This window comes from Azospira sp. MPR-LB4, from assembly GCF_058809525.1.
The window spans coordinates 722817-738988 of the sequence record NZ_CM179521.1; the positions used below are offsets into that span (position 1 = coordinate 722817).

General features: G+C 69.4%; 11 protein-coding genes. 6 read left to right on the forward strand and 5 right to left on the reverse strand.

Features of this window, described 5'->3' with window-relative positions; translation table 11 throughout:
• Positions 1-213: 213 nt before the first annotated feature.
• Positions 214-1281, forward strand: a complete 1068-nt coding sequence (locus AC3QLZ_RS03300; RefSeq protein ID WP_014237875.1) for a hypothetical protein — start codon at positions 214-216, stop codon at positions 1279-1281.
• 36 nt (positions 1282-1317) lie between these two features.
• Positions 1318-3015 (forward strand): single-stranded-DNA-specific exonuclease RecJ, encoded by a 1698-nt coding sequence (recJ, locus tag AC3QLZ_RS03305; protein ID WP_014237876.1) that lies wholly within the window; start codon positions 1318-1320, stop codon positions 3013-3015.
• A gap of 125 nt (positions 3016-3140) precedes the next feature.
• Here recJ and AC3QLZ_RS03310 read toward each other — a convergent pair whose 3' ends face one another.
• Positions 3141-4037, reverse strand: a complete 897-nt coding sequence (locus AC3QLZ_RS03310; protein WP_014237877.1) for a DMT family transporter — start codon at positions 4035-4037, stop codon at positions 3141-3143.
• 130 nt (positions 4038-4167) lie between these two features.
• On the opposite strand from AC3QLZ_RS03310, the gene prfB reads away from it, so the two are divergent.
• Both prfB and lysS read left to right on the forward strand, forming a co-directional pair.
• Positions 4168-5272 (forward strand): peptide chain release factor 2 gene (gene prfB, locus AC3QLZ_RS03315; RefSeq protein WP_014237878.1). Its coding sequence is split into 2 segments (ribosomal slippage): positions 4168-4248 and positions 4250-5272, totalling 1104 coding nucleotides; the frame shifts between segments, so codons are not numbered across the junction.
• Between the two features lie 26 nt (positions 5273-5298).
• The gene (lysS, locus tag AC3QLZ_RS03320) at positions 5299-6801 is read left to right on the forward strand and encodes a lysine--tRNA ligase (protein ID WP_014237879.1); all 1503 of its coding nucleotides are present in this window, start codon (positions 5299-5301) and stop codon (positions 6799-6801) included.
• A gap of 123 nt (positions 6802-6924) precedes the next feature.
• On the opposite strand, the gene AC3QLZ_RS03325 is transcribed toward lysS, so the two are convergent.
• The 3 genes from AC3QLZ_RS03325 to AC3QLZ_RS03335 are packed head-to-tail and all read right to left on the reverse strand — an operon-like array spanning position 6925 to position 12102.
• A complete protein-coding gene (locus tag AC3QLZ_RS03325; RefSeq protein ID WP_287874868.1) occupies positions 6925-9720 on the reverse strand; it encodes a response regulator in 2796 nt (931 codons plus the stop codon).
• Positions 9717-10247 (reverse strand): YfiR family protein, encoded by a 531-nt coding sequence (locus tag AC3QLZ_RS03330; RefSeq protein ID WP_287874870.1) that lies wholly within the window; start codon positions 10245-10247, stop codon positions 9717-9719. Before AC3QLZ_RS03330 ends, AC3QLZ_RS03325 begins: the two co-directional genes overlap by 4 nt.
• A gap of 1 nt (position 10248) precedes the next feature.
• On the reverse strand, positions 10249-12102 hold the full coding sequence (locus AC3QLZ_RS03335) for a TonB-dependent receptor plug domain-containing protein (RefSeq protein ID WP_287874872.1): 1854 nt from the start codon (positions 12100-12102) through the stop codon (positions 10249-10251).
• 370 nt (positions 12103-12472) lie between these two features.
• Between AC3QLZ_RS03335 and AC3QLZ_RS03340 the strand changes: the two genes are divergently transcribed.
• Both AC3QLZ_RS03340 and mnmC read left to right on the forward strand, forming a co-directional pair.
• On the forward strand, positions 12473-13153 hold the full coding sequence (locus tag AC3QLZ_RS03340) for a glycine zipper 2TM domain-containing protein (RefSeq protein ID WP_492783336.1): 681 nt from the start codon (positions 12473-12475) through the stop codon (positions 13151-13153).
• A gap of 46 nt (positions 13154-13199) precedes the next feature.
• Positions 13200-15167 (forward strand): bifunctional tRNA (5-methylaminomethyl-2-thiouridine)(34)-methyltransferase MnmC2/FAD-dependent 5-carboxymethylaminomethyl-2-thiouridine(34) oxidoreductase MnmC1, encoded by a 1968-nt coding sequence (mnmC, locus tag AC3QLZ_RS03345; protein ID WP_492783337.1) that lies wholly within the window; start codon positions 13200-13202, stop codon positions 15165-15167.
• Here the strand turns inward: mnmC and AC3QLZ_RS03350 are convergent.
• Entirely contained in the window at positions 15151-16101 is a 951-nt protein-coding gene (locus AC3QLZ_RS03350; RefSeq protein WP_130459273.1) for a LysR family transcriptional regulator, read from the reverse strand. The two genes, mnmC and AC3QLZ_RS03350, sit on opposite strands and share 17 nt — an antisense overlap.
• Between the last annotated feature and the right edge of the window lie 71 nt (positions 16102-16172).

Here is a 16172-nt window from a genome sequence, read left to right on the forward strand (position 1 = left end):
CGCGGGAACGGGCTGAAAAGCAAAGGCGCTATGCTACACTTTTGCCCGCTTTTGGCCACTTGCGGCAATACGCAGCGGGCAGGCGCCGGCGGCCCCAACCCGGCTCAAAGGCTGGCCGCAGCTCCCGGACCAGAACCAAATGTCGCCTCGGTCGGCCCCGCCGCATTCTCCTTGTTTTCCCCCATATTTTTCTTTTCCAGCCAGGCTTTGCCCATGCGCCTCACCCTCCTCGTTCCCGAACTGCTGTGGCCCGAACCGGAAGACGACCTGGCCTGGCAGGCCCTGGATTGCCCGGCCCTGGCCACCCTGCTGCAACGGAGCGAACTGCAGCGCCGCCCGGCCCTGGCCGCCGAGGCCCAGGCGGCCCGCTGGCTGGGCCCGACGCCGCAACCCCTGGGCGCCCTGCGCCTGCTGGGAGAGGACGGTGCCGCCCTGGCGCCGGACACCGGCATCTGGCTCTGTGCCGACCCCATCCACCTGCGCCTGCACCAGGAAGAGATCATCGTCGCCGACAGCCGGGAACTGGACCTGGAAGCCGCCGAAGTCGAAACCTTGGCCGCCAGCCTCAACGCCCACTATGCGGGCGAGGCCAGCTTCCACCCGATGACGGCCAGCCGCTGGTATGTGCGCCTGGAGACGCCCTGGGCGGCCGAACTGCCCGGGGACGCCCTGCCGCCCCTTTCCGCCGCCGCCGGCCGCCGCCTCAACCTGCCGACCCCGGCGGACGTGCCGTCGCGCCGCCTGCTAGCCCTGATGAACGAAATACAGATGCTGCTGCACAGCCACCCGGTGAACGAAGCCCGGGGCGAGCGGGGCCTGCCCGCCGTGAACGGCCTCTGGCTGTGGGGCGCCGGCAGTCTGGCGGCAGCGGCCCCGCAGGCAGGCGCCATCTGGAGCAACCAGCCCCTGCCCCGGGGACTGGCCCGAGCCGCCGGTCTGCAGCACCACCCCCTGCCCGCCTCCGCCCACTCCCTGTTGCAGGCCGGGCCGGCTGAAGAACGCCATCTGGTGTGCCTCGACGACCTGCTGCAGGCGGCCCAGGACCAGGACGCCCAGGCCTGGCGCGACGCCCTGGCGGACCTGGAAAACCGCTGGTTCGCTCCCCTCAAGACAGCCCTGGCCAAGGGGCGCCTCAGCCAGCTGGAAGTGGTGGCCGGCACCAGCTACGGCGACCTGACCTGGCAGGCGAGCCCGCGCCAGATCAAGGGCGGCCTCTTTTCCTTCCTCGCCGGCAAGCCCGAAGCCCTGCAGCAGCTGGCCCGCCGCCTGGCCGCCGCCTAGGCCCCGACCGCCCCCAATTTCCCCAAAGTCACCGTCATGACCCAGCTCATCGCCCGCCCCGTCCCGCCCCGCCCCCAGTGGCAACTGGAGCAGGAAGGCCTGCACCCGCTCCTGGCCCGCATCTACGCCGCCCGGGGCATCAAGCACAAGGCCGAACTGGATTACGACCTGAAAAGCCTGATTCCCCCGAGCCAGCTCACCGGCACCGAAGAGGCCGCCATCCTCCTGGCCGATGCCATCGAGGCCGAGGCCCGCATCCTCGTCGTCGGCGACTACGACTGCGACGGCGCCACCGCCACCGCCGTGGCCGTGCGCGCCCTGCGCCTCCTGGGCGGCACGGTGGACTACCTGGTGCCCGACCGCTTCGTCCACGGCTATGGCCTTTCGCCCCAGATCGTCGAGCTGGCGGCAGAGCGCCAGCCGGACCTGCTGGTCACCGTGGACAACGGCATCGCCAGCATCGAAGGGGTGGAAGCGGCGCGCCAGCTGGGCATCGCCACCCTCATCACCGACCACCACCTGCCGGCCGAGACCCTGCCGGAGGCGGACTGCATCGTCAATCCCAACCAGCCCGGCTGCACCTTCCCCAGCAAGGCCCTGGCGGGAGTCGGCGTCATGTTCTACGTGGCCCTGGCCCTGCGCGCCGAGATGCGCCGCCGCGGCGCCTTCGGCCCGGAGCGCCCGGAGCCCAACTTCTCCTGCCTGCTGGACCTGGTGGCCCTGGGCACGGTGGCCGACGTGGTCAAGCTGGACCACAACAACCGCATCCTGGTGGCCCAGGGCCTGAAGCGCATGCGCGAAGGCAAGCTGACGCCGGGCATCCGCGCCCTCTTCCGTGCCGCCGGACGCAATCTGCAGACCGCCTCCGCCTTCGACCTGGGCTTCACCGTCGGCCCCCGCCTCAACGCCGCCGGCCGCCTCTCGGACATGAGTCTGGGTATCGAATGCCTCATCACCGACGACGAGGCCCGGGCCGCCAACATCGCCCAGCAGCTGGACCAGCTCAACCGGGAACGGCGCGAGATCGAGGCCGGCATGCAGGAACAGGCCCTCATCCACCTGGAAAACTTCGACCTGGAAGCCAGCGGCGCCGGCGTCGCCCTCTTCGACCCGGACTGGCACCAGGGGGTGGTCGGCATCCTGGCCTCCCGCATCAAGGAAAAGCTGCACCGCCCGGTGTTCGCCTTCGCCCGGGGCGACGACGGCCAGATCAAGGGTTCCGGCCGCTCCATTCCCGGCCTGCACCTGCGGGATGCCCTGGATCTCGTCTCCAAGCGGGCCCCCGGCATCCTGCTGCGCTTCGGCGGCCACGCCATGGCCGCCGGCGCCACCCTGATGGAAGAACGCTTCGAGGAATTCAAGAGCCTCTTCGCCCAGGTGGCCGACGAACTGCTCAACCCGGCGGACCTGACCCGCACCCTGGAGACGGACGGCGCCCTGGAGGCCGGCTACATCTCCCTGCAGGTGGCGGAAATGCTGGCCGGCGAAGTGTGGGGCCAGGGCTTCCCGGCGCCGTTGTTCGAGGACGTGTTCGAGGTGGAAAGCCAGCGGGTGCTGAAGGACAAGCACCTCAAGCTGCGCCTGAAGAAGGAGCGGTCGGTGCTGGAGGCGATCCAGTTCAACGCCACGGAAAATCCCGGCCCCCGGGCCCGCCTGGCCTACCGCCTGACCATCAACGACTACAACGGGGTGCAGACGCCCCAGCTGGTGGTGGAGCACTGCGCCCCGGCCTGAGGAGCAGAAGGGACGGGCCTTCCCAGGCAACCTGCCGGGAAAGTCGCGTGAATGCTGGCTCCCAGGGCAGGTGATTTCCAGCCTTCGCCCCGGGCCGCGACGCCCGCCCGGGCGCCAAACGCGGTCTAGCTGCGCTTCACGGACACCGCGCCCACCGCCGCCAGGATCAGCAGGGCCGCCACCCCTTCCCGCCAGCCGGGCTGCTCCCCCAGGATCAGGGCTCCGCCGAGGACGCCGATGAGGGGCGTCACCAGGGAGGACAGGGAGGACACCGCCACCGGCACCATCAGCACGATGCGGTTCCAGGCCCAGTAGCAGAACATGAAGGCGACGAAGACGTTGTAGGAGACGCCGAAGGCCGGCCAGAACGAGGGCCAGGCCAGGCGCGAGGTTTCCAGGGGAAGCGCCACCGCCAGCATGGGCAGGCCGCCCAGGACCATCATCCAGCCCGTCAGGGCGGTGGTGGACAGCCCCACCGGCAGACGCTTCAGCAGCACCACCCCGAGGGCCCAGCTCCACGCCGCGCCGACCATGCAGGCCACCCCCACCGGCGCCCGCAGCATGCCTTCCAGGCTGTCGCCCATGAGCACCCCGACCCCGGCCAGGCCCAGCAGCAGGGCCACGATACGGCCCGCCGTCAGCCGCTCGCCGAGAAGCCACACCGACAGCAGCACGCTCCACAGGGGCATGGTGTAGCCCAAGAGGGCAGCCCGTCCCGAGGGCAGCAGGCCGACGCCGTAGATGGCGAGGACATTCCAGCCGACGATGTTGGTCAGGGTCACCAGGGCCAGGCGGCCCCAGCGGCTGCGGGGTACCCGGATGCTGCCGCCGCCGGCCCGGGCGATGGCCAGGATGCCGAGGCCGCCCAGCAGCAGGCAGCTGCCGCGGAAATAGAGGGGCGGCACTTCGGACAGCACCACTTTCATCACCGGCCAGTTGAAGCCCCAGCCCAGGGCCAGGGCGGCCAGCAGCAGGAGCCCCTGGCGGGGCAGACGTTCGAAACTGGAGGTGGGGAGGGACACCGGCGGCAACCCGGAAGAAAAGGGGCTACGGAGTTTACTCCTTTGCCCGCCTTCCTTGCATCGTCGCGGCCACCGGGAGCCCGGTGCAAAGTGTATAATTGCCGGTTTTCCCAGCAGAACAGCCAAGAACATGGAAGCGGAACAGCTCAACGCCATCGCCAACAAGCTTGCCGACCTGGAATCCCGGTCGGCGGAACTTCGGAGGTATCTTTGACTACGACACCAAGGAAGTCCGTCTAGTCGAAGTCTCCCGGGAACTGGAAAGTCCCGACGTCTGGGACGACGCCAAGCGCGCCCAGGACCTGGGCCGGGAAAAGAAGGCCCTGGAAGGCGTGGTGGTGACCCTGCAGGAAGTGGCCCAGGGTCTGGCCGACGGCAAGGAGCTGTTCGAGATCGCCCGTGAAGAAGGCGACTTCGACACCGTGGCCGCCGTGGCGGCCGACAACGAGGCCATCGAGGCCAAGGTGGCGGCCCTGGAATTCCGCCGCATGTTCAACAATCCCCAGGACCCGAATCCCTGCTTCCTGGAAATCCAGGCCGGCGCCGGCGGTACCGAGGCCCAGGACTGGGCTTCCATGCTGCTGCGCATGTACCTGCGCTACACCGAGCGCAAGGGTTTCGACGTGCAGGTGCTGGAAGAATCCGAAGGCGACGTGGCCGGCATCAAGAGCGCCACCCTGCGCATCGCCGGCGACTACGCCTACGGCATGCTGCGCACCGAGACCGGCATCCACCGCCTGGTGCGCAAGAGCCCCTTCGACTCCAACGCCCGCCGCCACACCTCCTTCACTTCCGTGTTCGTCTATCCGGAAGTGGACGACTCCATCGAGATCGACATCAACCCGGCGGACGTGCGCACCGATACCTACCGCGCCTCCGGCGCCGGCGGTCAGCACATCAACAAGACCGACTCCGCCGTGCGTCTGACCCACGTGCCCACCGGCATCGTGGTGCAGTGCCAGAACGACCGTTCCCAGCATCGCAACCGGGACGAAGCCTGGCAGATGCTGCGGGCCCGCCTCTACGAATTCGAACTGCGCAAGCAGCAGGCCGAGCAGCAGAAGCTGGAAGACGCCAAGTCCGACATCGGCTGGGGCCACCAGATCCGCTCCTACGTGCTGGACCAGTCCCGCATCAAGGACCTGCGCACCAACTTCGAAACGGGTAACACCCAGGCCGTACTCGACGGCGACCTCGACGACTTCATCCAGGCCAGCCTCAAGCAAGGCGTGTAAGCGAATAAAACATCAGGCAGACGACCATGACCGAACAGACCGCACAACCCCAGGACGAGAATCAGCTCATCGCCGAGCGCCGGGCCAAGCTGGCCAAGTGGCGCGAGAGCGGCAAGGCCTACCCCAACGACTTCCGCCGCGAGAACACCGCCGGCCGCCTCGACGAGCTGTACAGCGAGAAAACCGCCGAGGAACTGGAAGCGGCCCCCATCAGCGTCAAGGTCGCCGGCCGCATCATGCTGCGCCGCCTCATGGGCAAGGCCAGCTTCGCCACCATCCAGGACGTTTCCGGCCGCATCCAGCTCTACGTCAAGGTGGACCTGGTGGGCGCCGAAGCCTATGACGACTTCAAGCACTGGGACATCGGCGACATCGTCGGTGCCGAAGGCACCCTGTTCAAGACCCGCACCGGCGAACTGACCATCCAGGTCTCCGAGATCCGCCTGCTGTCCAAGGCCCTGCGCCCCCTGCCGGAGAAGTTCCACGGTCTGACCGACATGGAACAGCGCCACCGCCAGCGCTATCTCGACCTGATCATGAACGAGTCCTCCCGGTTCACCTTCGTGGCCCGCAGCCGGATGATCCAGTCCATCCGCAACTACATGATCAGCCACCACTTCCTGGAAGTGGAAACGCCCATGATGCACCCCATCCCCGGCGGTGCCTCGGCCAAGCCCTTCATCACCCACCACAACGCCCTGGACATGGAACTGTTCCTGCGCATCGCGCCGGAGCTGTACCTGAAGCGCCTGGTGGTGGGCGGCTTCGAGAAGGTCTTTGAAGTTAACCGCAACTTCCGCAACGAAGGCCTCTCCACCCGCCACAACCCCGAATTCACCATGATGGAGTTCTACGAGGCCTATGCCGACTACAAGCTCCTCATGGACTTCACCGAAGGCCTGCTGCGCCACGCCGCCCGCGACGCCCTGGGCACCGAGGTGTTCCAGTACCAGGGCCGGGAGCTGGACCTGTCCAAGCCCTTCGCCCGCCTGACCATGGTCCAGGCCGTGCGTGCCCAGTGCCCCGGCTACTCCGAAGCCGAACTGAATGACGCCGAGTGGCTGAAGAAGAAGCTGGGCGAAATGAAGGTCGCGGTGAAGCCCGGCATGGGCCTGGGCGCCCTGCAGCTGCTGATGTTCGAGGAAGTGGCCGAAGCCAACCTGTGGGACCCCACCTTCATCATCGACTACCCGGTGGAAGTCTCCCCCCTGGCCCGGGCCTCCGACAGCAATCCGGAAATCACCGAGCGCTTCGAGCTGTTCATCGTCGGCCGGGAAATCGCCAACGGCTTCTCCGAGCTGAACGATCCGGAGGACCAGGCCGCCCGCTTCCTGGAGCAGGCCAAGGCCAAGGATGCCGGCGACGAGGAAGCCATGTTCTACGACGCCGACTACATCAAGGCCCTGGAATTCGGCCTGCCCCCCACCGGCGGCTGCGGCATCGGCATCGACCGCCTGGTCATGCTGCTCACCGACACCGCCAACATCCGGGACGTCATCCTCTTCCCCCAGATGCGCAAGGAAGACTGAACGCCGAACCCTATCGACTCCGCCCGGAGTCGATAAAAAAAGGCGCGGTGGCCGCAAGGCCCCGCGCCTTTTTCTTGCCTGCCGCCACGGCCCGGACTCCGGCCCGGCAGGCGCTCCGCCGCCCTAGTGGCCGCCCTGCTCCATGTAGCGTTCCAGGGCACTGCGGGTATCGGCCAGGAGTTGGGGCAGGCTCTCGCCCAGGCGCCGCACTTCGGCCGCCTGCCCTTCCCGGGCGGCCGCCTCGACCCGGGCCGCCAGTTCGGACAGGGGCCGGGCACCGATGCTGGCAGCGGCAGACTTGAGGCTGTGGGCCGCCTCCCGGGCCGCCGCCAGGTCGTCCTGGGCCATGTTCTGCAGGGCCTGGCTGGCCTGGGCAAGGAAGGTGGAAACGAAGCGGGCCAGGAAGATGCTGCGCACCTCCCCCGCCTCTTCCTGGCGCGCGGCAATGGCGTCCAGCACCGCCGCGTCCAGCAGGGCTCCCGCCTCCCGCTCCGGCCGGGCCTGGACCCGCACCTGGGCGCCGCCTTCCGGCGGTCCCAGCCAGTCGGTGAGCAGGGCCACCAGGGCCAGCTCGTCAAAGGGTTTGGGCAGGAAGCCGTTCATGCCAGCGGCCAGACAGCGCTGCCGGTCCTCGGCGAAGGAATTGGCGGTGAGGGCGATGATGGCGGTGGGCAGCCGGCCCGCCTGGATCTCCCGCTGGCGCAGCTCCCGGGAGGCGGTGAGGCCGTCCATGACCGGCATCTGACAATCCATGAGGATCAGGTCGAAATCCCGCTCGGCCCATTTTTCAAGGGCCTCCCGGCCGTGGTTGGCCACCTCCACCTGGCAGCCGAAGACCTGCAGCAGGCCCCGGGTCACCTCCTGGTTGGTCAGGTTGTCCTCCACCAGCAGCACCTTGCCGTGGAAGCGGGGCCGGTTCGGCACCGCAGCAGCCGCCGGGCGCCAGGCGGCCCCCTGCCAGCCGGCAGCCGGCGGCAGCTCGGCACCCCGGGGCGCCACCATGAAGGCCTGGCCGATGCTGCGCACGAATTCCTTGCGCGACACCGGCTTCGACAGGCGCTGGGCAAAGACCTGGGCCAGTTCCCCTTCCAGGGTGCTGGCGCCGAAGTCGGAGAGGGCGATCCACACGCCGCCGCAGCGGCGGTGCCAGTCCTGCCAGGTGGCCTCGGGCAGTTGCAGGTAGCACAGGTCGGCCAGCACCGCCTGGGCCGCGCCCTCGCCCAGGAGCCGCTCCGCCTCGGCGGCATTGCCGGCCAGGCGGCAGTCCAGGCCCAGGCTCTGGGCGTAGTCCTGCAGGATCAGGGCCAGGGTGGGCTGGGGTTCCAGCAGCACCAGGCGGAAGCCCGGATAGTGGATGCCGGTGGGGTTGTCCCGCACCACATGGAAAGGCAGCTCGAAACTGAATTCGCAGCCCTCGCCGGGACGGCTGGAGACGGTCAGGTCCCTGGCCCCCATCAGACGCACCAGCTCCCGGCTGATGGCCAGGCCCAGGCCCGTGCCTTCGGCCCGCCGGCTGGCGGCTTCCTCGATCTCGGCCGGCGTCTGGGAGGCGGCGCTGGTCTGGGAGTAGGCCTGGAACAGCTTGCCCTGCTCCGATTCGGGAATGCCGGGCCCGGTGTCGCGCACGGTGAAGCGCAGCAGGATCACGTCGCCCCGCTCCCGGCTGTCGCCGGCGGCCCCCGGACTGCGCTCCACCCGCAGACAGACTTCGCCCTGCTCGGTGAATTTAACCGCATTGCCGAGCAGGTTGAAGAGCACCTGCTTGAGCCGGTTGGGGTCCCCCGCCAGGGTCACGGGCAGTTCGCCCTTGAGATGCACCGCCAGCTCCAGGCCCTTTTCCCGGGCATTGGGCGCCAGCAGCAGGGCGGCGCTCTCCACGGTGTCGGCCAGGTCGAAGGGCACCGCATCCACGGTCAGCTTGCCGGCCTCGATCTTGGAAAAGTCGAGCACATCGTTGAGCACGTTGAGCAGGGTTTCACCGGAACGCAGGGCGGCCTCGGTCATGCGCCGCTGGTCGCCGGAGAGGGCCGTGGTCTGCAACAGGCGGATCATGCCCAGCACGCCGTTAAGGGGGGTGCGGATCTCGTGGCTCATGGTGGCGAGGAAGCGGCTCTTGACCCGGCTTGCCTCCTCCGCCGCATCCCGGGAATGGGTCAGTTCCTCGGTGCGGGAGGCCACCATTTCCTCCAGGGATTCCCGGTAGCGGGCCAGGCGTTCGTCCCGCTGCTCGATCTCCGCCAGCATGGCATTGAAACTGTCGATGAGGCGGCCCACCTCGTCCTCGCTGCCGCTCTCCTCCCGCTCCACCCGCAGGGAAAAGCGCTTGTGCCGGGTGATGTCCCGGGTGGCCTGCTCCAGGCGCACCACCGGGGCGGCGATGATGTGCTGCAGGCGGCGTGCCGCCAGCACCGCGGCGAGCATGGAAAGCACCGTCACCAGCAGCCAGATGAGGGCGCCCCGGCCCACCGCATCCCAATAGCCGTCGCGGCTGGCCAGCAGCTCGATGTGGCCGACCACGCCGCTGCGGAAGACGATTTCCCGGCTCTCCCGGATGCGGTTCCAGGAGGCCGGCAGCCAGGCCAGGCGCTCCTGCTGCAGCGGGTTGCCGCGCAGGTAGCGGGCGAAGAGCTGGCCCTGGGCATCGCTCACCAGCACCTCGATCACCGCCGGGTCGGCGGAAAGGGCCCGCAGGGTATCCTGGGCCGCCTTGCCGTCGTTGAAGACCAGGGGCGCCTCCAGGTTGCGGGCGGTGACGTCGAGCAGGGCCTGCAGGTTTTCCCGGTTGAACTGCTCCACCTCGCGCAGGCCGTGGATCAGGGTCAGGCTGGCATAGACCAGCAGGGCCGAGGCGGCCACCAGCATGAGGACAAGGCGCAGCTTTTCGCCGATGGGCAGGGAGCGGAATCTACGGCGCATCATCGTGGCCTTCCGTAAATGGTGCGGGCCAGGCGCAGGAGATGGGCGCTGAGCCGGATGTTGGCGCGGCGCAGGGCCGCAAGATTGACGTCGAAGGCGACCTGGGTGCCTTCCCGGGCCAGGCCCACCATGCAGCCCTGGCTGACCAGGTCCTCGCCTTCGCACACCGTCAGCACCGGCGCCGTCGCCAGGGCCTGGGTCCACTCCAGGTCCCAGTCCCCCTGGCTGCGCCCGGGGGCGTCGCCGAGGAACAGCACCTGGCAGTCCCGGGCCTCGGCCGGGCGGCTGCGGGGAGAGACGCCGATGCGCCGCCCGAGCAGGGTCTGGCTGTCCAGGGCGAGCAGGGAATCGACCACCGCCCCCCGGCCGGCGACGCAGATCAGGGTGTGTTTGACCGACCAGTTGCCCTCGCCCCACTCCGCGTAGTTGGCCAGATTGGCCACCAGGGCCGCCTTCACCGCCGCCTCCGAGGGCGGGTTGGCCAGCGCCCACAGGGGCCAGCAGCAGAGCAGCAGCAGGCAACGCCTCACGTCAGAAGCCCCAGCTCAGCACGACGCTGAGTTCCCGGCGCAACACGGTTTCCTGGAAGAAGGGCTGGTCGCCGAATTCCCGGTGCTTGGGCCCCAGGAGATTGCGTCCGATCAGGGAGACTTCGCTGCGCCGGTCCAGGCGCCGGGTCCAGCGCAGGTCGAAGGTGCCGTAGCCGGCGACGCCGCGCTGGTCCATGGGGCCGACGCCGCGCCAGGTCAGGTCCAGGCGCTGGTTGCGGGACAGGTCCCAGAGGGAGCGGATGAACAGCTGCTCCCGGGGAAAGCCGCCCTGGAAGGAGATCAGGGCCGGGCCGGCGGGCCGGCTGCTGTAGTCCAGGGCCTCCCGGTACAGGGTGAAGCCGCCGCGCAGCTGCCAGTGGGCCGCCGCCTGCCAGTCCAGCGCCCATTCCAGGCCCCGGGTGCGGCCCTGGGCGTTGTTGAAGTACATCATGGAACTGGCGCCATCGAACTCGATGGTCTGCAGGTCCTTGTAATGGTTCTGATAGACCGACACATCGCTGCTCAGGTTCGGCGTCAGCTGGGCCCGCCAGCCGGCCTCCAGGCTGCGCAGCCGCTCCGGGCGGAAGGCCGGATTGCCGACGGCCGGCAAAGGCCCGACTCCGGGGCCGTTGAAGCGGATGGCCGTATCCACCTGGTTGGGGGAACGCACCGCCCGGGCCGTGCCGGCCCACAGGGTGTGGCCGGCGGCGGCGTTCCACACCGCCCGCAGGTTGGGCTGCCATTCGCTGCCGTGGTCGGGAACCCGCTCCAGCTTGGCCCCGGCGATGATCTGCAGGGTTTCCGGGATGACGCTCCACTCGTCCTGGACAAACAGGTTGGTGACGGTGCGCTGGGAACTGACCGGGCTGAAGGAGAGCTTGGCCGAACTCACCGAGTCGAAACGGTACTGGCGCCAGCCGCCGCCCCACACCAGCCGGTGGGCCGGGTTCAGGTTGACCGTGTGCTGCAGATCCACGTCCGCCACGGTCTCTTCCAGCACCGCGCCGGAAGAGGGCTCCCGGCGCCAGGAGTGGTCCACATAGGACTGCACCTGCAACTGGGAGCCATCGCCCAGGCGGCGGCTGAGACGGCCCAGCAGGTGCTGGCCGGAAATGTCGTTGGCCGTGGACAGGGGATAGGGAGCACCGCCGCTATGTCCCTGGTAGGCCTCGCCGTTGACCATCCAGGTGTCGCTGCCGGCGGCGCTGTCGGCGCGGAAGCCGATGCGGTCGGCGCGCCAGGTGTCGCCGGCACCGCTGCCGGTGAGGGACTGGTGGTCGTCCCGGCTGCGGCTGCGGGCGTAGAGGCGCCAGGCACCGCCCTCCTCCGTGGTGCTGCCCCAGCGCACGTTGGCCATGCCCTTTTCCACGTTACCCACCGCCAGGGTCGCCTGGCCGCCCTGGGTCTCGTGGGCGGAGCGGGTGACGATGTTGATCACCCCATTGACCGCGTTGGCGCCCCACAGGGCGGCCCCCGGCCCCCGCACCACCTCGATGCGGGCGATGTCGTCGAGGGCGATGTCGTAGGCGTCCCAGAAAACGCCGGAATAGATGGAGTTGTAGATGCTGCGGCCGTCGATCAGCACCAGCAGCTTGCCGCCGAAAAAGCCGTTGAAGCCCCGGGCGGAGACGCCCCACTTGTTGCCGTCGATCTGGGCCACGTGCAGGCCTGGCACGGTGCGCAGCAGGTCCGGCAGGGTGGTGGCGCCGAGGCGCTGGATGTCCTCCCGCCGCAGCACGGTGGTGGCAGCCGGCGCCTGGGCCAGTTCGGAAGGGTGCTTGAGCACGGAACTGACTTCCGTGCGCAGCAGCTCTTCGATGGAAAGGGTGGACAGGCTGGCCAGCTCGGCCGCCACGGGCTCATCCCCGGCCGCACGGGCCGGTTCCTGGAGCAAACAGGCGGCGCTGCACGAAGCCAGCGCCAGCAGCGCAGAAAGACGCGCCTTGAAAGGCATGCACACCACCCCTGAACGTTTCTTGTTGTTCGATGCTCTATGGCAAGGAGCCCCCGGCCCCTTTTTATGAAGGGTGGATTTTATCGGCTTGAAGCCCCCAGGGAAAGCGAATCGATTGTATCTACGCCGAAAAACCGGCCTTGGGGCACATCGCCTCCCCTTGCGGCAAGAAGCATTAACAAAGGTAACAATCTGTTTCCCCGGTCGGCCAAAGGCCGGGCAAGGCGTTCTAATAGCCATGGAATCCCTCATTCGCCCCCGGAGCAACGCCATGGAAGTCAAAGCCCTCCATCCCCTGATCAAGATCGCCGCCGTTTCCGTCACCGCCCTCAGCCTGGCCGGTGTCGGCGTCCTCACCGGCATCCTGCCGGCCCCAGGCCAAAACAAGCCGGCGGAAACGCCCAGTGCCACCATGGCCGCCGCAGAACCTGCCCCGGCAACGATCGCAGCCCCGGCCGCCACCACGCCCCCGGCCGCCGCCAAGACGGCGCCGCCGGTGGCCGCCAGCAAGCCCAAGGAAAGCGCCAAGCGGGCCAAGCCCGTGACCAAGGAACAGCCGGCAGCGGCCACCGTGGCCCAAGGCGAAGCCGTGCCGGCCAAGGCTGCGGCACCTGTATGCAAGGACTGCGGCGTCATCGAAAACATCATGGAAGTGAAGAAGCCCGGTGAAGGCACGGGCCTGGGCGCCGTCGCCGGCGGCGTCCTCGGCGGTCTCCTGGGCAACCAGGTGGGGGGCGGCAAGGGCCGCACCGCCATGGCCGTCCTCGGTGCCGCCGGTGGCGCCTACGCCGGGCACCAGGTGGAAAAGAACGCCCGCAGCAACATGGAATACCAGATCACGGTGCGCTTCGACGACGGCACCACCCAGCGCTTCACCGAGGCCAATCCCCCGGCCTGGCGCCAGGGCGACCGGGTCAAGGTCAGCGACGGCATCCTGCGCAGCGCCGACTGAAGCCCGGGCTTAACGGTCCCATGGGGGCGTGCGACAATCCGCCCCCATGAGCACGCCCGCCTCCCCTGCCCCCCATTCAGTCGCCGACGCCAATCCCGACGCCTACCGGCCCCTCGTTCCCGCCCGCCTCTGCCGCAACGACGCCGGCGTGCCCTACTCGCCGGACTACGACGACATCTACCACACCGCCGCCGGGGCCCTGGGCCAGGCCCGCCACGTCTTCCTCGCCGGCAACGGCCTGCCCCGGCGCTGGCAGCAGCGGGAAAGCTTCACCATCGTCGAGACCGGCTTCGGCATCGGCCTCAATTTCCTCGCCACCTGGGCCGCCTGGCGGGACGATCCGGCCGCCTGCCGGCGCCTGCATTTCGTCTCCCTGGAAAAGCATCCCTTCAGCGCCGCCGACCTGGGCGAACTGCACGCCGCCCATCCCGAGCTGGCGGAACTGGCGGCCGAGCTGCGGGCCCAGTGGCCCCTGCTCACCCCCGGCGTGCACCGCCTGCATTTCGCCGGCGGCCGGGTCAGCCTGACCCTTTTCTTCGGCGACGCCCAGAGCCTGCTGCCCCAGTTGCGGCTGGCCGCCGACGCCTTCTACCTGGACGGTTTCGCCCCGGCCAAGAATCCGGACCTGTGGTCCCCCTTCGTCTTCCGCGGCCTGGCCCGCTGCGCCGCCGCCGGCGCCACCCTGGCCACCTGGTCGGTGGCCGTCGGGGTGCGCGAAGGCTTGCAGGCCGTCGGCTTCGTCAGCGACAAGGCCCCCGGTTTCGGCGGCAAGCGGGACATGCTGCAGGGCCAGTACCGGGGCCCGGGCGTGCGCCGGACGGTGATGCCGGGCAAGCGCATCCTGGTCATCGGCGGCGGTTTCGCCGGCACCTCCACGGCCCACCGCCTGGCGGAGCGGGGCTACCAGGTGACCCTGCTGGATCAGGCCGAGGGCCCCGGCTGCGGCGCCTCCGGCAACCGGGTCGGGGTCCTGCGCCCCCTGCCCAGCCTGGACGACAACCGCCTCTCCCGCCTTACCCGCAGCGCCTTCCTGTACACCCGCCGCCACCTGCTGGCCCTCTCCGCCGCCGGCCTGCCGGTGCGCTGGGGCGCCAGCGGCGTCCTGCACCTGGCCCGGGACAAGACCCACGAAGCCACCCAGCGCCAGGTGGCCGAAACCTTCGCCGCCCCCGAGCTGTTCCGTTACGTGGACGCGGCCGAGGCCTCCCGCCTCATCGGCTGGCCGGTATCGGTGGGCGGCTGGCATTTCCCCGGCGGCGGCTGGGGCATGCCCCCCAGCCTGTGCCAGGCCAATCTGCAGGCCCATCCGGCCATCGAGCAACGCTACAGCCAGCGGGTGGAAAAACTGCAGGCCGGCGCCGACGGCTGGGCCGCCTACGCCGCCGACGGTACCCTGCTGGCTGAGGCCGACCAGGTGGTGCTGGCCAATGCCGCCGACGCCAGGCGCCTGGGGGGCTGCGACTGGCTGCCCCTGCGCAGCGCCCGGGGCCAGGCCACCCTGGTGCCGGAGACAGCCACGCCGCCCCTCGACATGGTGGTGTGCCGCCTCGGCTACGTGACGCCAGCCCTGGACGGCCTGCGGGTCTGCGGCGCTTCCTTCCTGGCCGGGGATGAAGACCCCCAGCCGCGCCTGGAAGAGCAGCAGGACAACCTGGCCAAGCTCAATTTCATCCTGCCCGGTTTCGCCAAGGACCTGGCAGCGGCAGACCTGGGCAGCCGGGTGGGCTTCCGCCCCATTTCCCCGGACCGCCTGCCCATGCTCGGCCCCCTGCCGGAAAACACCGCCCCGGCAATCGGCGCCCGCCTGCAGACCCTGCCGCGCCGCGCCGGCCTGTGGCTGGCCAGCGGCTTCGGCGCCCGGGGCTTCGTCTGGTCCGCCTGGGCCGGCGAATTCCTGGCCAGCCAGATGACCGGCGATCCCCTGCCCCTGGAAGGGGATCTGGCGGACGCCCTGGACCCGGCCCGCTTCCTGCTCAAGCCGGTGAAGGCCGCACGCTTCAACGACCGGGAATAGCCCCTGCCACCGCCAGGGCCAGACGCTGGCCCGCCTCGGCCTCCAGCCGGGGAGCCCGTTCCTGCAGATAGTCTAGGAAGGCCTGGGCCAGGGGCGTCAGGCGCTTGCCTGCCGGCGCCACCACCTGCCAGCGGGCCGGAATGGGCGTGCCCCGCACCGGCAGCACGGCGATCCCCAGTTCTTCCGGATGGGGCCCCAGGGCGTGGGCCGACAGCACGGACAGGCCCAGCCCCCCCGCCACCGCCTGACGCACCGCCTCGTTGCTGCCCAGCTCCAGCCGGGGGCGCAGTTGCACGCCCCGGGCGGCAAAGAACTCCTCGGCCGCCAGCCGGGTGCCGCTGCCCGGTTCCCGCAGCACGAATTCCGCATCGGCCAGGGCCCCTGCTGCCACCTGCTTGCGCTTGGCCAGGGGATGGTCGGCCGCCGCCACCACCACCAGCGGATTGGTCAGGAAGGGAACGGCGCTCACCGGCGTCTCCGCCGGCGGCTTGGTCATGATGTACAGGTCATCCTGGTTCTCCAGCAGCCGGCCGACCACCGCCTGCCGGTTCAGGACCACCAGGGACACTTCCACCGCCGGCCGGACCTTGCGGAATTCCCCCAGCAGGCGGGGAATGAAGGCTTCGGCGGTACTGACCACTGCCAGCCGCAGCCGCCCCCCCTGGTCGCCCCGCAGCACGGCCAGCTCGTTTTCCAGCTGCCCCAGCTCCTCCGCCACCCGGGCGGCGGCCGCCGCCACCAGGCGCCCCGCTTCCGTCAGGTGCAGGCGGCGTCCCACCCGCTCGTGCAGGGGGAGGCCGACCTGCTCGGCCAGCTGCTTGAGCTGGGCCGAGAGGGTGGGCTGGGTCAGGTGCAGGCGCTCCGCCGCCCGGGAAACGCTCCCTTCCTGGGCAGTGGCCAGCAGCAGGCGCAGTTGATGGAGGGTCAGGTGCAGGGAACCGCCAAGCCGATACATATATTGATCTTTATCTATGCAATATTTAGAAATATATGATTTTTACAAAT

Bases quoted from the DNA above. Each gene is read 5' to 3' on its own strand.
- AC3QLZ_RS03300 (WP_014237875.1), top strand. From the start codon at position 214: ATGCGCCTCACCCTCCTCGTTCCCGAACTGCTGTGGCCCGAACCGGAA.
- recJ (WP_014237876.1), top strand. From the start codon at position 1,318: ATGACCCAGCTCATCGCCCGCCCCGTCCCGCCCCGCCCCCAGTGGCAA.
- lysS (WP_014237879.1), top strand. From the start codon at position 5,299: ATGACCGAACAGACCGCACAACCCCAGGACGAGAATCAGCTCATCGCC.
- AC3QLZ_RS03325 (WP_287874868.1), bottom strand. From the start codon at position 9,720: ATGATGCGCCGTAGATTCCGCTCCCTGCCCATCGGCGAAAAGCTGCGC.
- AC3QLZ_RS03340 (WP_492783336.1), top strand. From the start codon at position 12,473: ATGGAAGTCAAAGCCCTCCATCCCCTGATCAAGATCGCCGCCGTTTCC.
- mnmC (WP_492783337.1), top strand. From the start codon at position 13,200: ATGAGCACGCCCGCCTCCCCTGCCCCCCATTCAGTCGCCGACGCCAAT.